The following is a 14,554-nucleotide window of genomic DNA, read 5'->3' as shown; positions in this document are numbered from 1 at the left end:
GCCCCGGCTCTCGGCCGGCGTCCGGGGCAAATCTAGGCACGATCATTTTGCACGGAAAGATGGAACGGCCGCAAAGCCGATCAACTTGTTATGATCAGCCCTGTCGCGAAAGGACGATTTACCGGTTCGGCGCGCGCCGTTTTTACCTGTTGCGGAACACGGTGCAAGGAACGCCCGCCCGCCGGATATCGCCACAAAGCGCATTGGCTTCGGCTCTGGTTTCCCGGCCGATGCGGGCGGCATAACGCGGCCGCGAACCGAAATTTCCGCCCCGCTGCCGCACGATCAAAGCCCGCTCGGCATTCAGCGGGTCCGAAAGCTGCAGGATCGCCCGGGTGAAAAGCCGGTTCGCCACGGACGGATTATAATGCGCCGCAAGCTGCACGCCCCATGGCGCCCAGTCGGCCGATGCAATGAGAACGGGATCGTTCATGGTGCGGGTGTCGGCGAGACGCACGCAGGCATCGAGGAAGGAACGGTTGTCATCCAGCGCCGGCGCCGCCTTTTCCGGCGGATTGTCCTTCCATGTCTCCACCGGATAACCGGTTATCGCAAACACATAATCGCGGGTTTCGGTGGGCAGGCGGCCGTTGGCGATGAAGTTCCGCAAGCCCGCCTCCCCCGCATTGTAAGCTGCGGCGGCAAGGCCGAAATTGCCGAACTGCACGTTCAATTCGGAGAGATATCGGGAAGACGCCTCAAGCGCGGCGATGATGTTGAAACTGTCTTCGAGACCGCGCAACCGGGCCGTTCCCGGCATGAACTGGGCGATGCCCTCCGCCCCCTTCGGACTGACCGCATTGGGCCGGAACAGGCTTTCCCGCCAGATCAGCCGGGCGAAATAATCCGGCGGAACGGCATGGCGGGCGGCGAGCACCTCAATGGCATGGCAAAGATCATTATTGTAACTGCCTGCATTGATGCACAGGTCCGGCGCGACATCATGGCTATAGGCGCAGGCGGCTTTTTTCCCGGCGGGCTCTTCGGCTTGCGCCGCGCCGAAGGCTGCGGTCAGCAGACACAGGGCAAGAGCCATGCGGCTTGTCGATATCCCTGCCAAGCGAAAGCCCCCGAAAATTCCAGACACGATGTGCCGATTATCGGCCAAACCGGAAGATATGCCCAGCTTTGCGGCTTGTCATCACGTATCGAACATCGAATGGACTGACGTGATCGGATGGGGCGCGGACGGCGGGCAGCCCCTTTCAAGTCAGTCGTGGAGGGCCAACGTTCTCTCGACGTCATCCTCGGCCCTGTGCCGAGGTTCTGATCAGGTCGAATAAAATCAATACGTTGCAGATCCTCGGGACAAGCCCGAGGATGACGTTGGCGTGATTGGCTCGGCTTGTTGAGGCCTCACCCTAAAAGTCCTGCCACTCCTCATGCTTGACGGCAACCGCGGCGGAACCGCGCGCCGCAAGCGGGCGGGGTGCGCTGCGATGCGAGCTCACTGGCGCGGATTGCTGCTCGAAGCCGCCGCGCGCAGAGGCGGAGGATCGGGCCATGTCCTCGAACCGGAATTGCCCGAGAAGTTCGAACAGGGCCGCCGCTTCCCGCGCAAGGCTGTGGCTTGCGGCGGTCTGTTCCTCGACCATGGCGGCGTTCTGCTGGGTGCCCTGATCGACGGTGTTGACCGCCTGATTGATTTCCGCGAGCGCCGTGGACTGTTCGCGCGCGGCATCGACAATCGCAACGACATTAGTGTTGATATCCCGCACCTGCTCGGCGATTTCCTGCAGGGCCGAACCCGCCCGGGTGACAAGGCCGACGCCGTTTTCCACCTGCGCGCCGGAGGCATTGATCAGGCTCTTGATTTCCTTGGCGGCCGTTGCGGAACGCTGCGCGAGTTCGCGAACTTCCTGCGCCACCACGGCAAAACCCTTGCCCGCTTCACCCGCGCGGGCGGCTTCCACGCCTGCATTCAATGCCAGAAGATTGGTCTGGAAGGCGATTTCGTCGATCACGCCGATAATGTTGGAAATCTCGCGTGATGATTTTTCGATCTGGTCCATGGCGCCGATCGCATCGCGCACCACCTGTCCCGAATGTTCCGCATGGTCACGGGCACGGGCGACGATCTTGCCGGCCTCTTCGGCGCGACGGCTCGAATCGTTGACGGCGGTGGTGATTTCTTCGAGCGCGGCTGCCGTTTCCTCGATGGAGGCGGCCTGCTGCTCCGTGCGTCTGGCGAGATCGTCGGCAGCGGACCTGATCTCGTTGGAACCGGACGAAATGGCGCCGGCATTTTCAGACACCAGCGTCATGGCCCTTTTGAGCTTTTCCGAAGCCGCGTTGAAATCCGTGCGCAATCTTTCAAGCGAGGGGATGAAGGGTTTGTCGATGCTCTGGGCAAGATCGCCCTCGGCCAGATCGGTGAGACATTGCGCCAGCTTTTCGACGTTTTCGACGCGGCCGGTCACGTCGGTCGCGAATTTGACGACCTTGAACACCTTGCCGTTGAGATCGAAGATCGGATTATAGGACGCCTGAATGAAGACCTTGCGGCCGCCCTTGCCAAGCCGCATGAACTCATCCGCCACGAGATCGCCGCCGGCCAGCCTTTCCCAGAACTGCTTATATTGCGACGACTGCGTATAGGCCGGTTCGCAGAACATGGAATGGTGCCTGCCCTGCACTTCCGCCAGCGAATAACCGAGCGCGGCCAGAAAATTCTCGTTTGCAGTCAAAACCTCGCCGTTCGGGGAGAATTCGATGATGGCCTGCGCCCGTGACAGGGCATCGATCTTGCCGGCATCTTCCGCCGCCTTCAGCTTGCGGTCGGTAATATCGGTGGCGATCTTGACCACTTTCACCGGCTTGCCGCGACGAAACACCGGATTGTAGGACGCCTCGATCCAGACTTCCCGGCCGCCCTTGCCGATGCGCTTATATTGCCGCTGATCGAACTGGCCGGCCGAGAGCTTGGACCAGAAGGCCTTGTAATCCTGCGAGGACACGACCGCCGGCTCCACGAACATGCTGTGGTGCCTGCCGACGATTTCCGATAGCTCATAACCGAGCGCCCGACAGAAATTTTCGTTGGCGTTGAGAATTTTTCCCGAAAGGTCGAATTCAATGATGGCCTGGGATTTGGAAAGCGCGGCGAGAACCGCAAAAGCATTGGCACCACGATCAAGAATACTCACGCGCGTTTCTCCGATGGAAAGGGATGATTCCTATTCAAAATCATTCGTGAATATTATGATTACATTCTTAAATAATATTTAAGGATAAAGTTGATGTTCATCATCTGAAGTTGCAGATACCGTGCAATGTGTTCTCTGCCGGTTTTTTCTCGCCGCCTTTTTTTGGGAACGTTCGGCGCATGCTCGCATTCTATACCGAATGGGGAACCGGCAATGGCCGGCGAATTTCCGCGCCGGCGCTACGACGATTTCAATTTGGGAGGAGCACACAAATGGAAAAGAACACGATCTGTATCTGGTACGACAAGGATGCCGAGGCCGCGGCCAGATTTTATGCCGAAACCTTTCCGGATAGCGCGGTAACCGGCGTTCACCATGCGCCGAGCGACTATCCCTCCGGCAAGAAGGGAGATGTGCTGACGGTGCAGTTCACCGTGGCAGGCGTTTCCTGCATCGGCCTCAATGGCGGGCCGGTCTTCAAGCAGAGCGAGGCTTTCTCGTTCCAGATATCGACCGAAGACCAGGAAGAAACCGACCGTTACTGGAACGCCATCGTCGGCGATGGCGGGCAGGAAAGCGCCTGCGGCTGGTGCAAGGACAAATGGGGCGTTTCCTGGCAGATCACGCCGCGCGTGCTGATGGAAGCCATGGCCGCCGGCGGCGCGGAGGCCAAACGCGCCTTCGATGCGATGATGGACATGAAGAAAATCGACGTCGCCGCCATCGAGGCTGCACGTCGCGGTTGACTGGCGAAAGCTGTTCAGCAGCAAGTAGCGAGGCAGGCTAAAAACCGGAAGCCCCTGATAAATCAGCTTAAATTCCGGTTTTTTGTATTTGTCGCCCATTTTTTGCCGCGCAGAATGGGCTGCGCGGCCAGTCATCATAAAACGTTCAACAAACTGTAAGCCATCCGTCAAAGACGGCTGTTAGCAGAGCCTCCGTGGCTTCGTGCCGGGGACGTGAAGTCCTTGCCGAGCAGGCCATCATTCCAGCAACGGGGCTCAACTCATGAAATCTTCCGCTCTGACTTCCTTCGTGGCCGGCGTCGCCATCGCCGCCGCCTTCGGCGCCACCGCCGCCCAGGCAGAAAAGACCAAGTTCGAATTCTGGTACGGTCTTTCCGGCGATCTCGGCGACCGCGTGCAGGACACCTGCAAGAAGTTCAACGACTCCCAGGCCGAATTCGAGATCGTCTGCACCTCGCAGAACGATTACGAATCCACCCTGCAGAACACCATTGCCGCCTATCGCGCCAAGAAGCAGCCCGCCATCACCCAGATTTATGACGCCGGCACGCTGGACATGATGCTGTCCAAGGCTTTCGTTCCCGCCAAGAAGCTGATGGCCGACAATGGCTACAAGATCGACTGGAACAATTATTTCCCCGGCATCGCCAATTATTACGCCACGGCTTCGGGTGAATTGAACTCCTTCCCCTACAATTCTTCGACCGCGATGTTCTATTACAATGTCGACGCTTTCGAAAAAGCCGGCATCACCTTCAAGCCCGACACATGGGAACAGGTCGAAGAAGCTTCCAAGAAGCTGAAAGCCGCCGGCTTCGAATGCCCGCTCGCCTTTAACTTCGACACATGGATGCTGATGGAGCAGTTCTCCGCCATCCACAACCAGCCGATCGCCACCAAGGCCAACGGTTATCAGGGTCTGGACGCGGAACTTGCGATCAACAAGACCAAGTTCGTCGACCACGTGAAATTCTTCAAGAAGATGCAGGACGAGAAGCTGTTCGTCGTCAAGACCAAGCAGCTCGGCATGGATATCCTGCCGGCCTTCACCTCGCAGACCTGCCAGATGTTCATGACTTCCATCGCCAACCACGGCACCGTCGGCAAGTCCATGCCGGAAGGCGTGAAGTGGGACGTCGCCATGCTGCCGATCTGGAAGGGCACCGAACGCCACAACTCGCTGGTCGGCGGCGCTTCGCTGTGGGTCATGGCCGGTCGTCCGGAAGCCGAATACAAGGGCGCTGCCGCATTCCTGAACTTCATCGCCCAGCCCGACATGGTTGAGTGGTGGTCGACGGTCACCGGTTACATCCCGGTCACCAAGACCGGCTTCGACGCCATGAAGGCCAATGGTTTTTACGACAAGGCCCCCTATAAGGGCCGCGAAAAGGCCATCGAGAGCCTGACCTTTACGCCGCCTTCCGAATATACCCGCGGTATCCGCCTCGGCGGTTTCACGCAGATCCGCAAGGAAGTCGCCACCTCGCTCGAAGCCATCTTCATGCAGAACGCCGATATCCAGGCTGAACTCGACAAGGCCGTCGAGCGCGCCAACACCGGCCTGCGCCGCTTCGAAAAGACCTATGAAGGCGCCAAGCTGAACTAAGCGTTCTTTCCTCGCCGTCAAAGGCCTGTCCGGACAGTCGTTCGGGCAGGCCCGCCGAAATCTCGAACTCTGCCGGACTCCAATGGAAAAGCGTACCGTCTTCAAAAGCACATGGCTGCCTGTGCTCTTCGCCCTGCCGCAGTTTCTGCTTATCCTTCTGTTCTTCTATTGGCCGGTCGCGGCGGTGCTGAACTGGGCATTCACCCTGGAGCCGCCCTTCGGCGGCCAGGCGGAATTTGTCGGTTTAGCCAATTTCATCGAAACCTTCGGCGATCCGCTCTATTGGCAGTCGATCCTCACCAGCCTGATCTTTGCGGTCGCCGGGCCGTTTTTCGCGATCCTCATCGGCCTTGTGCTCGCCCTTGCGGTCGATCGCCAGCTTCCTGGCTCCGGCTTTTTCCGGGTGCTTTATATCCTGCCCTATGCGATTGCCGGTCCCGCCGCCGGCATGGCCTTCCGCTTCATCCTGTCGCCGGAACGCGGCATCGCCGCATCGCTGAATGCCTGGTGGCCCGATATCTGGAACCCGGCCAAATATGGCGAGCACGCGCTCATCCTCGTCATCGTCATCTTCATCTGGAAATGGGCGGGCTACACCTTCATTTTCCTGTTCGCCGGCCTGCAATCCGTGCCGCGTTCGCTGACGGAGGCCGCCGCCATGGACGGATCCGGGCCCATTCGCCGCGCCATCGACATTCAGGTGCCGCTGCTTGCACCCACCCTGTTCTTCCTCACCGTCATCATGATGACCGAGGGTTTCGTCGGCGCCGATACGTTCGGCATCGTCGCCTCCACCACCGAGGGCGGCCCCAACCACGCCACCGAAGTGATGGTCTACCGCATCGTCAGCGAGGCCTTCGAGGGGCTGAACTATTCCGGCGCCTCTGCCCAGAGCCTCGTCCTCATCGGCCTCATCATGGTCTTCACCTTCATCCAGTTCCGCTTCGTCGAGCGGCAAGTCCATTACAAGTGAGGCCGCGATGATCCAGCGCACACCCTATGCCGACGCCCTGACCTATGCGATCATGGTGGCCGGCTTCGTCCTGCTCATCGGCCCTTTCATCGTCGTCATTTCGGGCGCCAGCCAGTCGGTCCAGCAGGTCAACAGCGTCCCCTTCAGCTTCATGCCGCAGGGCGAATTCTTCACCAATGCGCAGGCGGCCTGGCAACGCGCCAATCTTGGCAACGCCCTCCTCAACAGTATCATCATGGCGACGCTGGTGACCGTCGGCAAGGTGGCCCTCTCGGCCTTCACCGCCTTCGCCATCGTGTTCTTCCGTTCGCCGCTCAGGCATCTGTTCTTCTGGACGGTGTTCATCACCCTGATGCTGCCGCTCGAAGTGCGCGTGGTGCCGACCTATTCCGTCGCCGCCGATCTGTTCCAACCGTTCCGCTCCATCCTCGGCCTGTTCGGCATCGAGGTCACGTTGGAATGGAACCTGCTGAACTCCTATGCCGGCCTCACCCTGCCGCTGATCGCCACCGCCACCGGCACCTTTCTCTACCGGCAGTTCTTCATGACGATCCCGGACGAGCTGGCGGAGGCCGCGCGCATGGACGGTTCGGGTGCGGCGCGTTTCTTCGTGGACATGCTGCTGCCGCTGTCGCGCACCAACATGCTGGCGCTCACCACCATCATGTTCGTTTACGCCTGGAACCAGTATCTGTGGCCGCTGCTGATGATCACCGATCCGTCCTACAAGACGGTGATGATGTCGCTGCGCGCGCTTCTGCCCGCCGATGACGGCACGCCGGACTGGAACGTCACGCTGGCCGGTTCCCTCATCATCATCCTGCCGCCGCTTCTCGTCGTGGCCTTCCTGCAACGCTGGTTCGTCCGCGGCCTCGTATCGTCCGACAAGTAACAGCGCGGCTTTCAACAACAAGGTTTCCCATCATGGCTCAGATCGATATCCGTCAGGTCCGCAAATCCTATGGCAAGACGCCCACCCTGCACGGCGTGGACCTCACCTTCGACTCCGGCGAATTCGTCGTCATCCTCGGCCCGTCGGGCTGCGGCAAATCCACGCTTCTGCGCATGATCGCCGGTCTGGAGGACATCACCTCCGGCGAGATCGCCATTGGCGGGCGGGTGGTCAACACGCTGGAACCGCGCGAGCGTGGCTGCGCCATGGTGTTCCAGAACTACGCGCTTTATCCGCATATGTCGGTGGCCGGCAATATCGGCTATGCGCTGAAGGTCGCGGGCGTTCCGAAGGCCGAACGCCAGCGCCGCATCGAGGAGACCGCAAAGATCGTCGGCCTTTCCGATTATCTTGAGCGCAAGCCCGCGGCCCTTTCCGGCGGCCAGCGCCAGCGCGTCGCCATGGCCCGCGCCATCATCCGCGAACCTGCAGTGTTTCTCTTCGACGAGCCGCTCTCCAACCTCGACGCCAAGCTGCGCGTGACCATGCGCGCGGAAATCCGCAAGCTGCACCAGCGCCTCTCCGCCACCTCCATTTTCGTCACCCACGATCAGGTGGAGGCCATGACGCTGGCCGACCGGCTGGTGGTGATGAACAGGGGCAATGTTGAGCAGGTCGGCCATCCGCTGGATATCTATCACCGCCCGGCCAGCACCTTCGTTGCCTCTTTCATCGGCTCGCCTGCCATGAACCTGTTCAACACGAGGGTGGAAGTGGAATCCCCCGCCGTGATGCTGCATGGCACGCCCGTAAAGCTCTTCCCCGAAACCGCGCTGGAACTGCGCGGCCGCGACGTGACCGTCGGCATCCGCCCGGAACAGTGCGTGGTCAGCACGGATGGCGCCGGCGTGCCGGCAGTTGTGGATTTTGTCGAAGAACTGGGCTCCGGCCGCATCGTCCATGCCGATATCGCCGGCGAGACCTTCTCCGCCGCCATCGGTGAGGACCTTTCGGTGAAACCCGGCCAGCGCATCCACCTCGATCTCCCCGCCGCCCACCTTCATTTCTTCGATCCGGCCACGGGAAAACGGATCGAAACCGAGGGCGCCGTCGAAACCACCCGCATCGGCAACGAGAAACTGCTGGCGGTTTAGGCCCGCGTAAGATGCCTCCGGTGCGGTTTCGGATATAGTCCACCCGCACCGGCTCCGGAAGCGATGGTGTCGAATGACTGATCAAGTCGGATAAATCACATCAGAAAACCTATTTAATATATTGAATATTATATATTTCTTCATGGAAATTTGACAGCGAAAGCATCCACCGTCAACTGTCTTGCCGCGGCCACTGCGCCGTTGCACTTCAAAGATGACCGAGCGGCTACCGCCACGGGATCATCGCCAGATGCAGAATTTCAGCAAAAATCTTTCGGTTCGGAAATCATAATCGGAATAGTCTTTGCCGCGCCAATCCCCCGGCGGGGATATCGTCGCGACGAGCAAAGGCCTGCCTGCGGCAAACGCGCCGCGCAAGCCAAAACATCGACGAAAGTGAAGCCCAATGGCAAATGATCGCAAACTGCATCTCGGCGCCTTCATGCGGCCCGTCAGTCTCCACACGGGCGCATGGCGTTATCCGGGCGCCTTCCCCGATGCGAATTTCAATTTCGCCCATCTGGCGCGCTTCGCGCAACAGCTCGAGGCCGCGAAGTTCGATGCCTTCTTCATGGCCGATCATCTGGCGGTGCTGAACATGCCCACCGAGGCGCTGCGCCGCAGCCACACCGTCACCTCCTTCGAGCCCTTCACCCTGCTTTCGGCGCTCGCCGCCGTCACCTCCCGCATCGGGCTGGTCGCCACCGCCTCCACCACCTTCGATGAGCCATATCACGTCGCCCGGCGTTTCGCCTCGCTCGATCACCTCAGCAACGGTCGCGCCGGCTGGAACATCGTCACCACGTCAAATCCCGACGCGGCCCGGAACTTCGGCCGCGAGGAACAGCCGGATCATGCCGAGCGCTATGGCCGCGCGCGGGAATTTTACGATGTCGTCACCGGTCTCTGGGATTCCTTTTCCGACGACGCCTTTATCCGCGATGTCGACAGCGGCCTGTTCTTCGATCCCGAAAAGATGCATGTGCTGGGCCACAAGGGACCTGAATTTTCCGTGCGCGGGCCGCTCAACATCGCGCGCCCGGTGCAGGGCTGGCCCGTCATCGTGCAGGCCGGAGCTTCCGAGCCGGGACGCCAGCTTGCCGCCGAGACGGCAGAGGTGGTTTTTGCCGCAACACCCACGCTTGCGGCGGGCAAGGCTTTTTATAAGGACGTCAAGGACAGGACCGTCGCCGCTGGCCGTTCACGCGACGGAATTGTCATCCTGCCGGGCGCTTTCGTTCTCGTCGGCGACAGCGTTGAAGAGGCGAAGGCCAAACGCGCCCGGCTCGACAGTCTCGTCCATTATGACAGCGCAATCGCCTCGCTCTCGATTGCGCTCGGCCACGATGTTTCCGGCTTCGATCCCGATGGTCCCCTGCCTGATATTCCGGAAACGAACGCCAGCAAATCCAGCCGTGAAAGGGTGATCGAGCTTGCCCGAAGCGAGGGCCTGACGGTGCGCCAGCTTGCCCAGCGGCTGGGCGGTTATGCGGGCCTTGCCTTCGTCGGCACACCAAAGACCATCGCTGACGAGATGGAGCAATGGCTCCATGAAGAGGGTTCGGACGGTTTCAATGTCACCTTCCCTTTCCTGCCTGCCGGCCTCGACGACTTCACGACGAAGGTAGTGCCGGAACTGCAAAGGCGCGGGCTGTTCCGCAGGGACTATGAGGGGCCGACATTGCGCGACCATCTTGGCCTGCAACGACCAGCCAATCGTTTTTTCACCTGAATAAAGCGCCGTCGCGCCGATTGCGCTCCCGGTAGGGAGATTTTTCGCGCCACAGCTCTCCAGTCTCAAGAACGAGGTACTGACCGCCCTGCACAATGCCCACTCACCCCTTCACACCCGACGAAATCATGATCGCCTCCGTCACGCGCCGCTGGAAGATGACATAGGCGATGATGACCGGCAGGGCCGCCAGCATGGCGACGGCCATCAGCCGCGCATAGGCGACGCCGAAAGCGTCGTTGACCTGGGTGATGCCGACCGGGATCGTCATCATGTTTTCGGAAGTGACCACGAGGAAGGGCCAGAAGAAGGCGTTCCATACCGTAATGAAGGTCACGATCGCCATGGCGGTCGTGATGCCCCAGTTGAGCGGCAGATAGACCCGGAACAGGATCGTGTATTCACCGCCGCCATCCAGCACCACCGCTTCGCGCATCTCCTTCGGCACGCTGTCGAAAAACTGCTTGTAGACGATGATGACGATGGGCGTGATCAACTGCGGCAGGATGATGCCCGCCCAGGTGTTGATGAGGTTGAGGTTCTTCATCAGGATGAACTGGGTGACGACCAGCGTTTGCGCCGGCACCATAAAGCTTGCCAGCACGATGCCATAAAGCAGCCGCCTGCCCGGAAAGCGTATCTGCGACAGCGCATAGGCGCAGAGCATGGAAATGAACAGCACCGAGATCGTGACGATGACGGCGACGCCGATGGAGTTCACATACCAGGTCATCAGCCGGGTATTGAATATCGCATTGAAATAAGCGCCGAGGCGAAACTCGTCCGGCAAAAGCGACATGTTGCCGGCAACGTTCTCATCGGCGCGAAGCGAGGTGACGAAGCTCCAGTAGAGCGGAAAAATCCAGACGAGGGCCGCCGAAAAAGTCAGCAGCGTCAGAACGAGGTTCTCGAATTTTCTCATCGGGCTCATGAATTCCTCCGGATGCGCAGCAGCTGGAACTGGAAAACGGAAACGATGACGATCAGCAGGAAAAGCACCGTCGCGACGGCAGACGCATAACCGCCATTGTTCATCTGGAAGGCCTCGCGATAGACCTTGAGAAGCAGAACGAAGCTGGAATTGAACGGCCCGCCGCCGCTTAAGAGATAGATCTGGTCGAATATCTTCAGCTGCAGGATCAGTTGCAGCGTCAGCACCAGCGCAGTGACCGGCCACAGAAGCGGCCAGGTGACGCGGCGGAAGCGCTGCCAGGTCGTCGCGCCATCCAGAGCGGCCGCCTCATAAAGCTCGGCCGGTATGTTCCGCAACCCGGCAATGAAGAGCAGCACATTAAAGCCGTTCGTCCACCAGATGGTGACGACGGCGACCATCGGCATGACCCAGTAGGGGTTCTTGAAAACGGCGACGGGTTTGCCCGCCAGCAGCGATATGACCGGCTGGAGAATGCCGAACTGCAGATCGAGCATCCACGCCCAGATTTCGGTGACGACCGAAACCGGCAGCACATAGGGCAGGAAAAACAGGCTCATGGCAATCGTCTGCTTCACGCCCGAAAGGCGGCTGATGGCGAGAGCGATCATCAGGGCGATGGCGGTCGTGGGCACGACGGTCAGAAGCACAAAATAACCGTTGTTCTTGAGCGAGGTGACGAACAGGCGGTCGCCCAGCAGCTTCGCGTAATTCTCCAGACCGACCCAGTTTCCCTCACCGATCAGCGGCGCATCGGTGAAGCTCATGCGCACCATCTCTATCAGCGGATAAAGAAAGAAGGTGGTGAAGACCAGAACGAACGGCGTCACCATCGACAGCGCGATCAGCGATTTCTTGCGCCGGTTTTCAATCATTGCCATGGAATGTCTCCGGGAGCTTGCGCATTGCAGCCTGCCCTGCGGCCTCAAACCGGAGGGCAGGCTGTCGATTACTTGAGCTTGCCCTGCAGCTCATCCTTGATCTGCTCCACGGCGTCGGTGCTGCTCATGAAGCCCTGAATGGCAGGGGCGATGACGTTGAGAGCGGCGTCATAGGCCGGGGAAGCGACCCCGGTTATGGTGGTCTTCGGATCGAACACCGCCGCTTCCGCCAGCGAGGCATAGGTGGCATTCGGCTGCATCGCCTTGTATTCGCTGCTTTCGGTGATGGACTTGTAAGCGGGAATATGCCCGGCATCGGCCCAGCTGATGGCGTGTTTTTCCATCCAGCCGATCACCTTCATCACCGCAGCGCGTTTTTCGCCGGAGACCGTTTTATCGCCTTCATTCGGAATGGCGAAAGCATGGGAATCCGCCCAGGTGGCGCGCTTGCCCATCAGGGGCGGCACTTCCACCGCACTCCATTTGAAGCCGAGCTTGCCGTTCTTTTCCAGATCCTTGTAGGTCGGAACTTCCCAAACGCCGTTCAGCTGGAACGCGGATTTGCCGGCGGAAAACAGCGCCACCGAGGCTTCATATTCCGCCTGTTCCGGGGCCCAGCCGTTTTCCCGCCATCTGGACATGGTCTCGATGGCCTTTGCCGCCTTTTCGGCATTGTCGTCGGCCAGAACCTCTTTTTCAGTGACGAGTTCGCCGCCCTGTTGCGACAGCAGCGTATAAAAGACGCGCCACACCCCGCCTTCGCCACCCGATTGATAGGTGATCGGCGTCTCAACGCCATTGTCCTTCGCCCAGGCCAGCGCCTTCTCGAAATCCTCGATCGTCTTGATGCCGGTCAGCTTGCCCTCGGCGTCGAGATAGGGCGAGCCTTTGAGAAGATCGGCGTTGTAATAAAGGACAAGCGCGTGGATATCGAAGGGCACGGCGTAGAGTTTGCCGTTCTGGGTGGCCGCATCCACGGGTGCGCTGAAGAAGTCTCCAGCCTTCAGCCCCGCATCCTCGAGATCCTTTTCGGTGATTTCGCTCAGCACTTTTTCTTCAAGGCCGAGCGGCGCGCGTGACAGGTGATAGGTCATGATATCCGGCCCCTCACCCACCGCGGAGGCCGTGCGCACCTTGGTATAAAAGGGCACGCCCCATTCGAGCGTCGTTCCCTTGATCTGGATGTCGGGGTGTTCCTTGTTGAAGGCATCGATCAACGCCTTCATGCGCACGCCGTCACCGCCCGACAGAAAGTCCCACCAGACGATATCCTGCTTCGCGAGAGCCGGCAGGGCGCTGAGACCCAGAGCCGCACCAACAAGCAATGTCTTGATCAGTCGCATCGTTCACTCCTCCCGTTTGATAGAACATCCCGTTGTGGGATGGTTTGCTGTTTCGAAAGACGCCTCCTCGCGCCTATCGCAACCGTCTGCCGTTATCGTCGAAGACAAGTACATGGTCGGGCGAGGCGGTAAGCGATACCGACCGGCCATCCAGCCTTTCCCGCGTGCCCTGCCGCTGCACGATGATTTCCTTCCCGGATCCGGTGCGGGTATAGAGGTAGGAAAGATCGCCAAGCTCTTCCGCAACCTCGACGACGACCGGCAGGGCGCCCTGTTCCGTAATCGTCAGATGCTCCGGCCGAATTCCGATCTCGACCCGCTGGCCGGGGGAAACGGACTGGGCAAGCCGGGCCCTGAAATGCCCCGCCCCGCCCTCGGGCGCGAGCGTCACGATGCCATCCGCCTGGGAGACGATATCGGCCCGCAGGAAATTCATCGCGGGCGATCCGATAAAACCGGCCACGAAGCGGTTGTCCGGATCGTCATAAAGGGCAAGCGGCGCCCCCGCTTGCTGCACGATGCCGCCCTTCAGCACGAAAATCCTGTCCGCGAGCGTCATGGCCTCCACCTGGTCGTGCGTGACATAGATCATCGTCGCGCCCAGCTTGCGGTGAAGCCGGGTCAGTTCCAGCCGCATCTGCACCCGCAGTTCGGCGTCCAGATTGGACAGCGGCTCATCGAACAGGAAGACCTTCGGCTGCCGCACGATGGCGCGGCCGATGGCTACGCGCTGCCTCTGGCCGCCGGAAAGCTGCGAGGGCCGTTTGTGCAGATGCTCCTCAAGCTGGAGGATGCGCGCGGCCTCGCCCACCCTCTCCGTCACTTCCGCCTTCGGTCGGCGGGCAAGACGCAGGCTGAACGCCATGTTCTCGAACACCGTCAGATGCGGATAGAGCGCATAGTTCTGGAACACCATCGCAACCCCGCGATCCGCCGGTTCGACCGCGGTGACATCACGCTCATCGATGGCGATGCGCCCGCCGCTGGTTTCCTCAAGGCCGGCGATCATGCGCAACAGGGTGGATTTTCCGCAGCCGGAAGGCCCCACGAAGACCGCGAAGCTGCCGGCTGGGATTTCCATCGAAACATCCCGGATCGCCGCGAAGGATCCGAAGGACTTGGCGACATTGTTGAGACGGACACCCATGGC

The 14,554-nt window shown here is 60.3% G+C and carries 12 protein-coding genes; 6 read left to right on the top strand and 6 right to left on the bottom strand.

Annotated elements, in window-relative coordinates; genetic code table 11:
- Nucleotides 1-142: 142 nt before the first annotated feature.
- Both PH605_RS08155 and PH605_RS08150 read right to left on the bottom strand, forming a co-directional pair.
- Nucleotides 143-1,036 carry a transglycosylase SLT domain-containing protein gene (locus PH605_RS08155; protein ID WP_142844515.1) on the bottom strand — a complete coding sequence of 298 codons (894 nt, stop codon included), beginning with the start codon at nt 1,034-1,036 and terminating at the stop codon, nt 143-145.
- A 325-nt stretch (nt 1,037-1,361) separates the two neighbouring features.
- Nucleotides 1,362-3,146, bottom strand: coding sequence for a methyl-accepting chemotaxis protein (locus PH605_RS08150; protein ID WP_125146358.1), 1,785 nt, complete (start codon nt 3,144-3,146; stop codon nt 1,362-1,364).
- A 272-nt stretch (nt 3,147-3,418) separates the two neighbouring features.
- Between PH605_RS08150 and PH605_RS08145 the strand changes: the two genes are divergently transcribed.
- The 6 genes from PH605_RS08145 (at nt 3,419) to PH605_RS08120 (ending at nt 10,249) form a co-directional block, all read left to right on the top strand.
- Nucleotides 3,419-3,892 (top strand): VOC family protein, encoded by a 474-nt coding sequence (locus tag PH605_RS08145; RefSeq protein ID WP_142844516.1) that lies wholly within the window; start codon nt 3,419-3,421, stop codon nt 3,890-3,892.
- A 262-nt stretch (nt 3,893-4,154) separates the two neighbouring features.
- Nucleotides 4,155-5,498: an extracellular solute-binding protein gene (locus PH605_RS08140; protein ID WP_004432875.1), complete on the top strand. Its 1,344-nt coding sequence runs from the start codon at nt 4,155-4,157 to the stop codon at nt 5,496-5,498.
- 82 nt (nt 5,499-5,580) lie between these two features.
- A complete protein-coding gene (locus tag PH605_RS08135; protein ID WP_065656065.1) occupies nt 5,581-6,471 on the top strand; it encodes a carbohydrate ABC transporter permease in 891 nt (296 codons plus the stop codon).
- Between the two features lie 7 nt (nt 6,472-6,478).
- Nucleotides 6,479-7,363, top strand: coding sequence for an ABC transporter permease subunit (locus PH605_RS08130; protein WP_065656066.1), 885 nt, complete (start codon nt 6,479-6,481; stop codon nt 7,361-7,363).
- Between the two features lie 32 nt (nt 7,364-7,395).
- Nucleotides 7,396-8,517, top strand: coding sequence for a sn-glycerol-3-phosphate import ATP-binding protein UgpC (locus tag PH605_RS08125; protein ID WP_125146359.1), 1,122 nt, complete (start codon nt 7,396-7,398; stop codon nt 8,515-8,517).
- 406 nt (nt 8,518-8,923) lie between these two features.
- Nucleotides 8,924-10,249 carry an LLM class flavin-dependent oxidoreductase gene (locus PH605_RS08120; RefSeq protein ID WP_142844517.1) on the top strand — a complete coding sequence of 442 codons (1,326 nt, stop codon included), beginning with the start codon at nt 8,924-8,926 and terminating at the stop codon, nt 10,247-10,249.
- Nucleotides 10,250-10,352: 103 nt separating this feature from the next.
- On the opposite strand, the gene PH605_RS08115 is transcribed toward PH605_RS08120, so the two are convergent.
- The 4 genes from PH605_RS08115 to PH605_RS08100 form a co-directional block, all read right to left on the bottom strand.
- Nucleotides 10,353-11,180, bottom strand: coding sequence for a carbohydrate ABC transporter permease (locus PH605_RS08115; RefSeq protein ID WP_065656069.1), 828 nt, complete (start codon nt 11,178-11,180; stop codon nt 10,353-10,355).
- On the bottom strand, nt 11,177-12,061 hold the full coding sequence (locus PH605_RS08110) for a carbohydrate ABC transporter permease (protein ID WP_059757167.1): 885 nt from the start codon (nt 12,059-12,061) through the stop codon (nt 11,177-11,179). The genes PH605_RS08115 and PH605_RS08110 overlap by 4 nt, the downstream gene beginning before the upstream one ends.
- Before the next feature lie 68 nt (nt 12,062-12,129).
- Nucleotides 12,130-13,404 (bottom strand): extracellular solute-binding protein, encoded by a 1,275-nt coding sequence (locus PH605_RS08105; RefSeq protein WP_142844518.1) that lies wholly within the window; start codon nt 13,402-13,404, stop codon nt 12,130-12,132.
- Nucleotides 13,405-13,477: 73 nt separating this feature from the next.
- Nucleotides 13,478-14,551 (bottom strand): ABC transporter ATP-binding protein, encoded by a 1,074-nt coding sequence (locus PH605_RS08100; protein ID WP_065656071.1) that lies wholly within the window; start codon nt 14,549-14,551, stop codon nt 13,478-13,480.
- Between the last annotated feature and the right edge of the window lie 3 nt (nt 14,552-14,554).

The organism is Agrobacterium sp. CFBP 3001, assembly GCF_027871605.1.
In the GTDB taxonomy this organism is placed as follows: domain Bacteria; phylum Pseudomonadota; class Alphaproteobacteria; order Rhizobiales; family Rhizobiaceae; genus Agrobacterium; species Agrobacterium leguminum.
The sequence above is the reverse complement of the archived record's forward strand: the minus strand, read 5'-3'. Positions and strand labels throughout refer to the sequence as shown.

What these genes read in the sequence shown, in the direction of transcription:
- PH605_RS08155 (WP_142844515.1), bottom strand. Translation starts at nt 1,036, where the DNA reads ATGGCTCTTGCCCTGTGTCTGCTGACCGCAGCCTTCGGCGCGGCGCAA.
- PH605_RS08145 (WP_142844516.1), top strand. Translation starts at nt 3,419, where the DNA reads ATGGAAAAGAACACGATCTGTATCTGGTACGACAAGGATGCCGAGGCC.
- PH605_RS08140 (WP_004432875.1), top strand. Translation starts at nt 4,155, where the DNA reads ATGAAATCTTCCGCTCTGACTTCCTTCGTGGCCGGCGTCGCCATCGCC.
- PH605_RS08135 (WP_065656065.1), top strand. Translation starts at nt 5,581, where the DNA reads ATGGAAAAGCGTACCGTCTTCAAAAGCACATGGCTGCCTGTGCTCTTC.
- PH605_RS08130 (WP_065656066.1), top strand. Translation starts at nt 6,479, where the DNA reads ATGATCCAGCGCACACCCTATGCCGACGCCCTGACCTATGCGATCATG.
- PH605_RS08125 (WP_125146359.1), top strand. Translation starts at nt 7,396, where the DNA reads ATGGCTCAGATCGATATCCGTCAGGTCCGCAAATCCTATGGCAAGACG.
- PH605_RS08120 (WP_142844517.1), top strand. Translation starts at nt 8,924, where the DNA reads ATGGCAAATGATCGCAAACTGCATCTCGGCGCCTTCATGCGGCCCGTC.
- PH605_RS08115 (WP_065656069.1), bottom strand. Translation starts at nt 11,180, where the DNA reads ATGAGCCCGATGAGAAAATTCGAGAACCTCGTTCTGACGCTGCTGACT.
- PH605_RS08110 (WP_059757167.1), bottom strand. Translation starts at nt 12,061, where the DNA reads ATGGCAATGATTGAAAACCGGCGCAAGAAATCGCTGATCGCGCTGTCG.
- PH605_RS08105 (WP_142844518.1), bottom strand. Translation starts at nt 13,404, where the DNA reads ATGCGACTGATCAAGACATTGCTTGTTGGTGCGGCTCTGGGTCTCAGC.
- PH605_RS08100 (WP_065656071.1), bottom strand. Translation starts at nt 14,551, where the DNA reads ATGGGTGTCCGTCTCAACAATGTCGCCAAGTCCTTCGGATCCTTCGCG.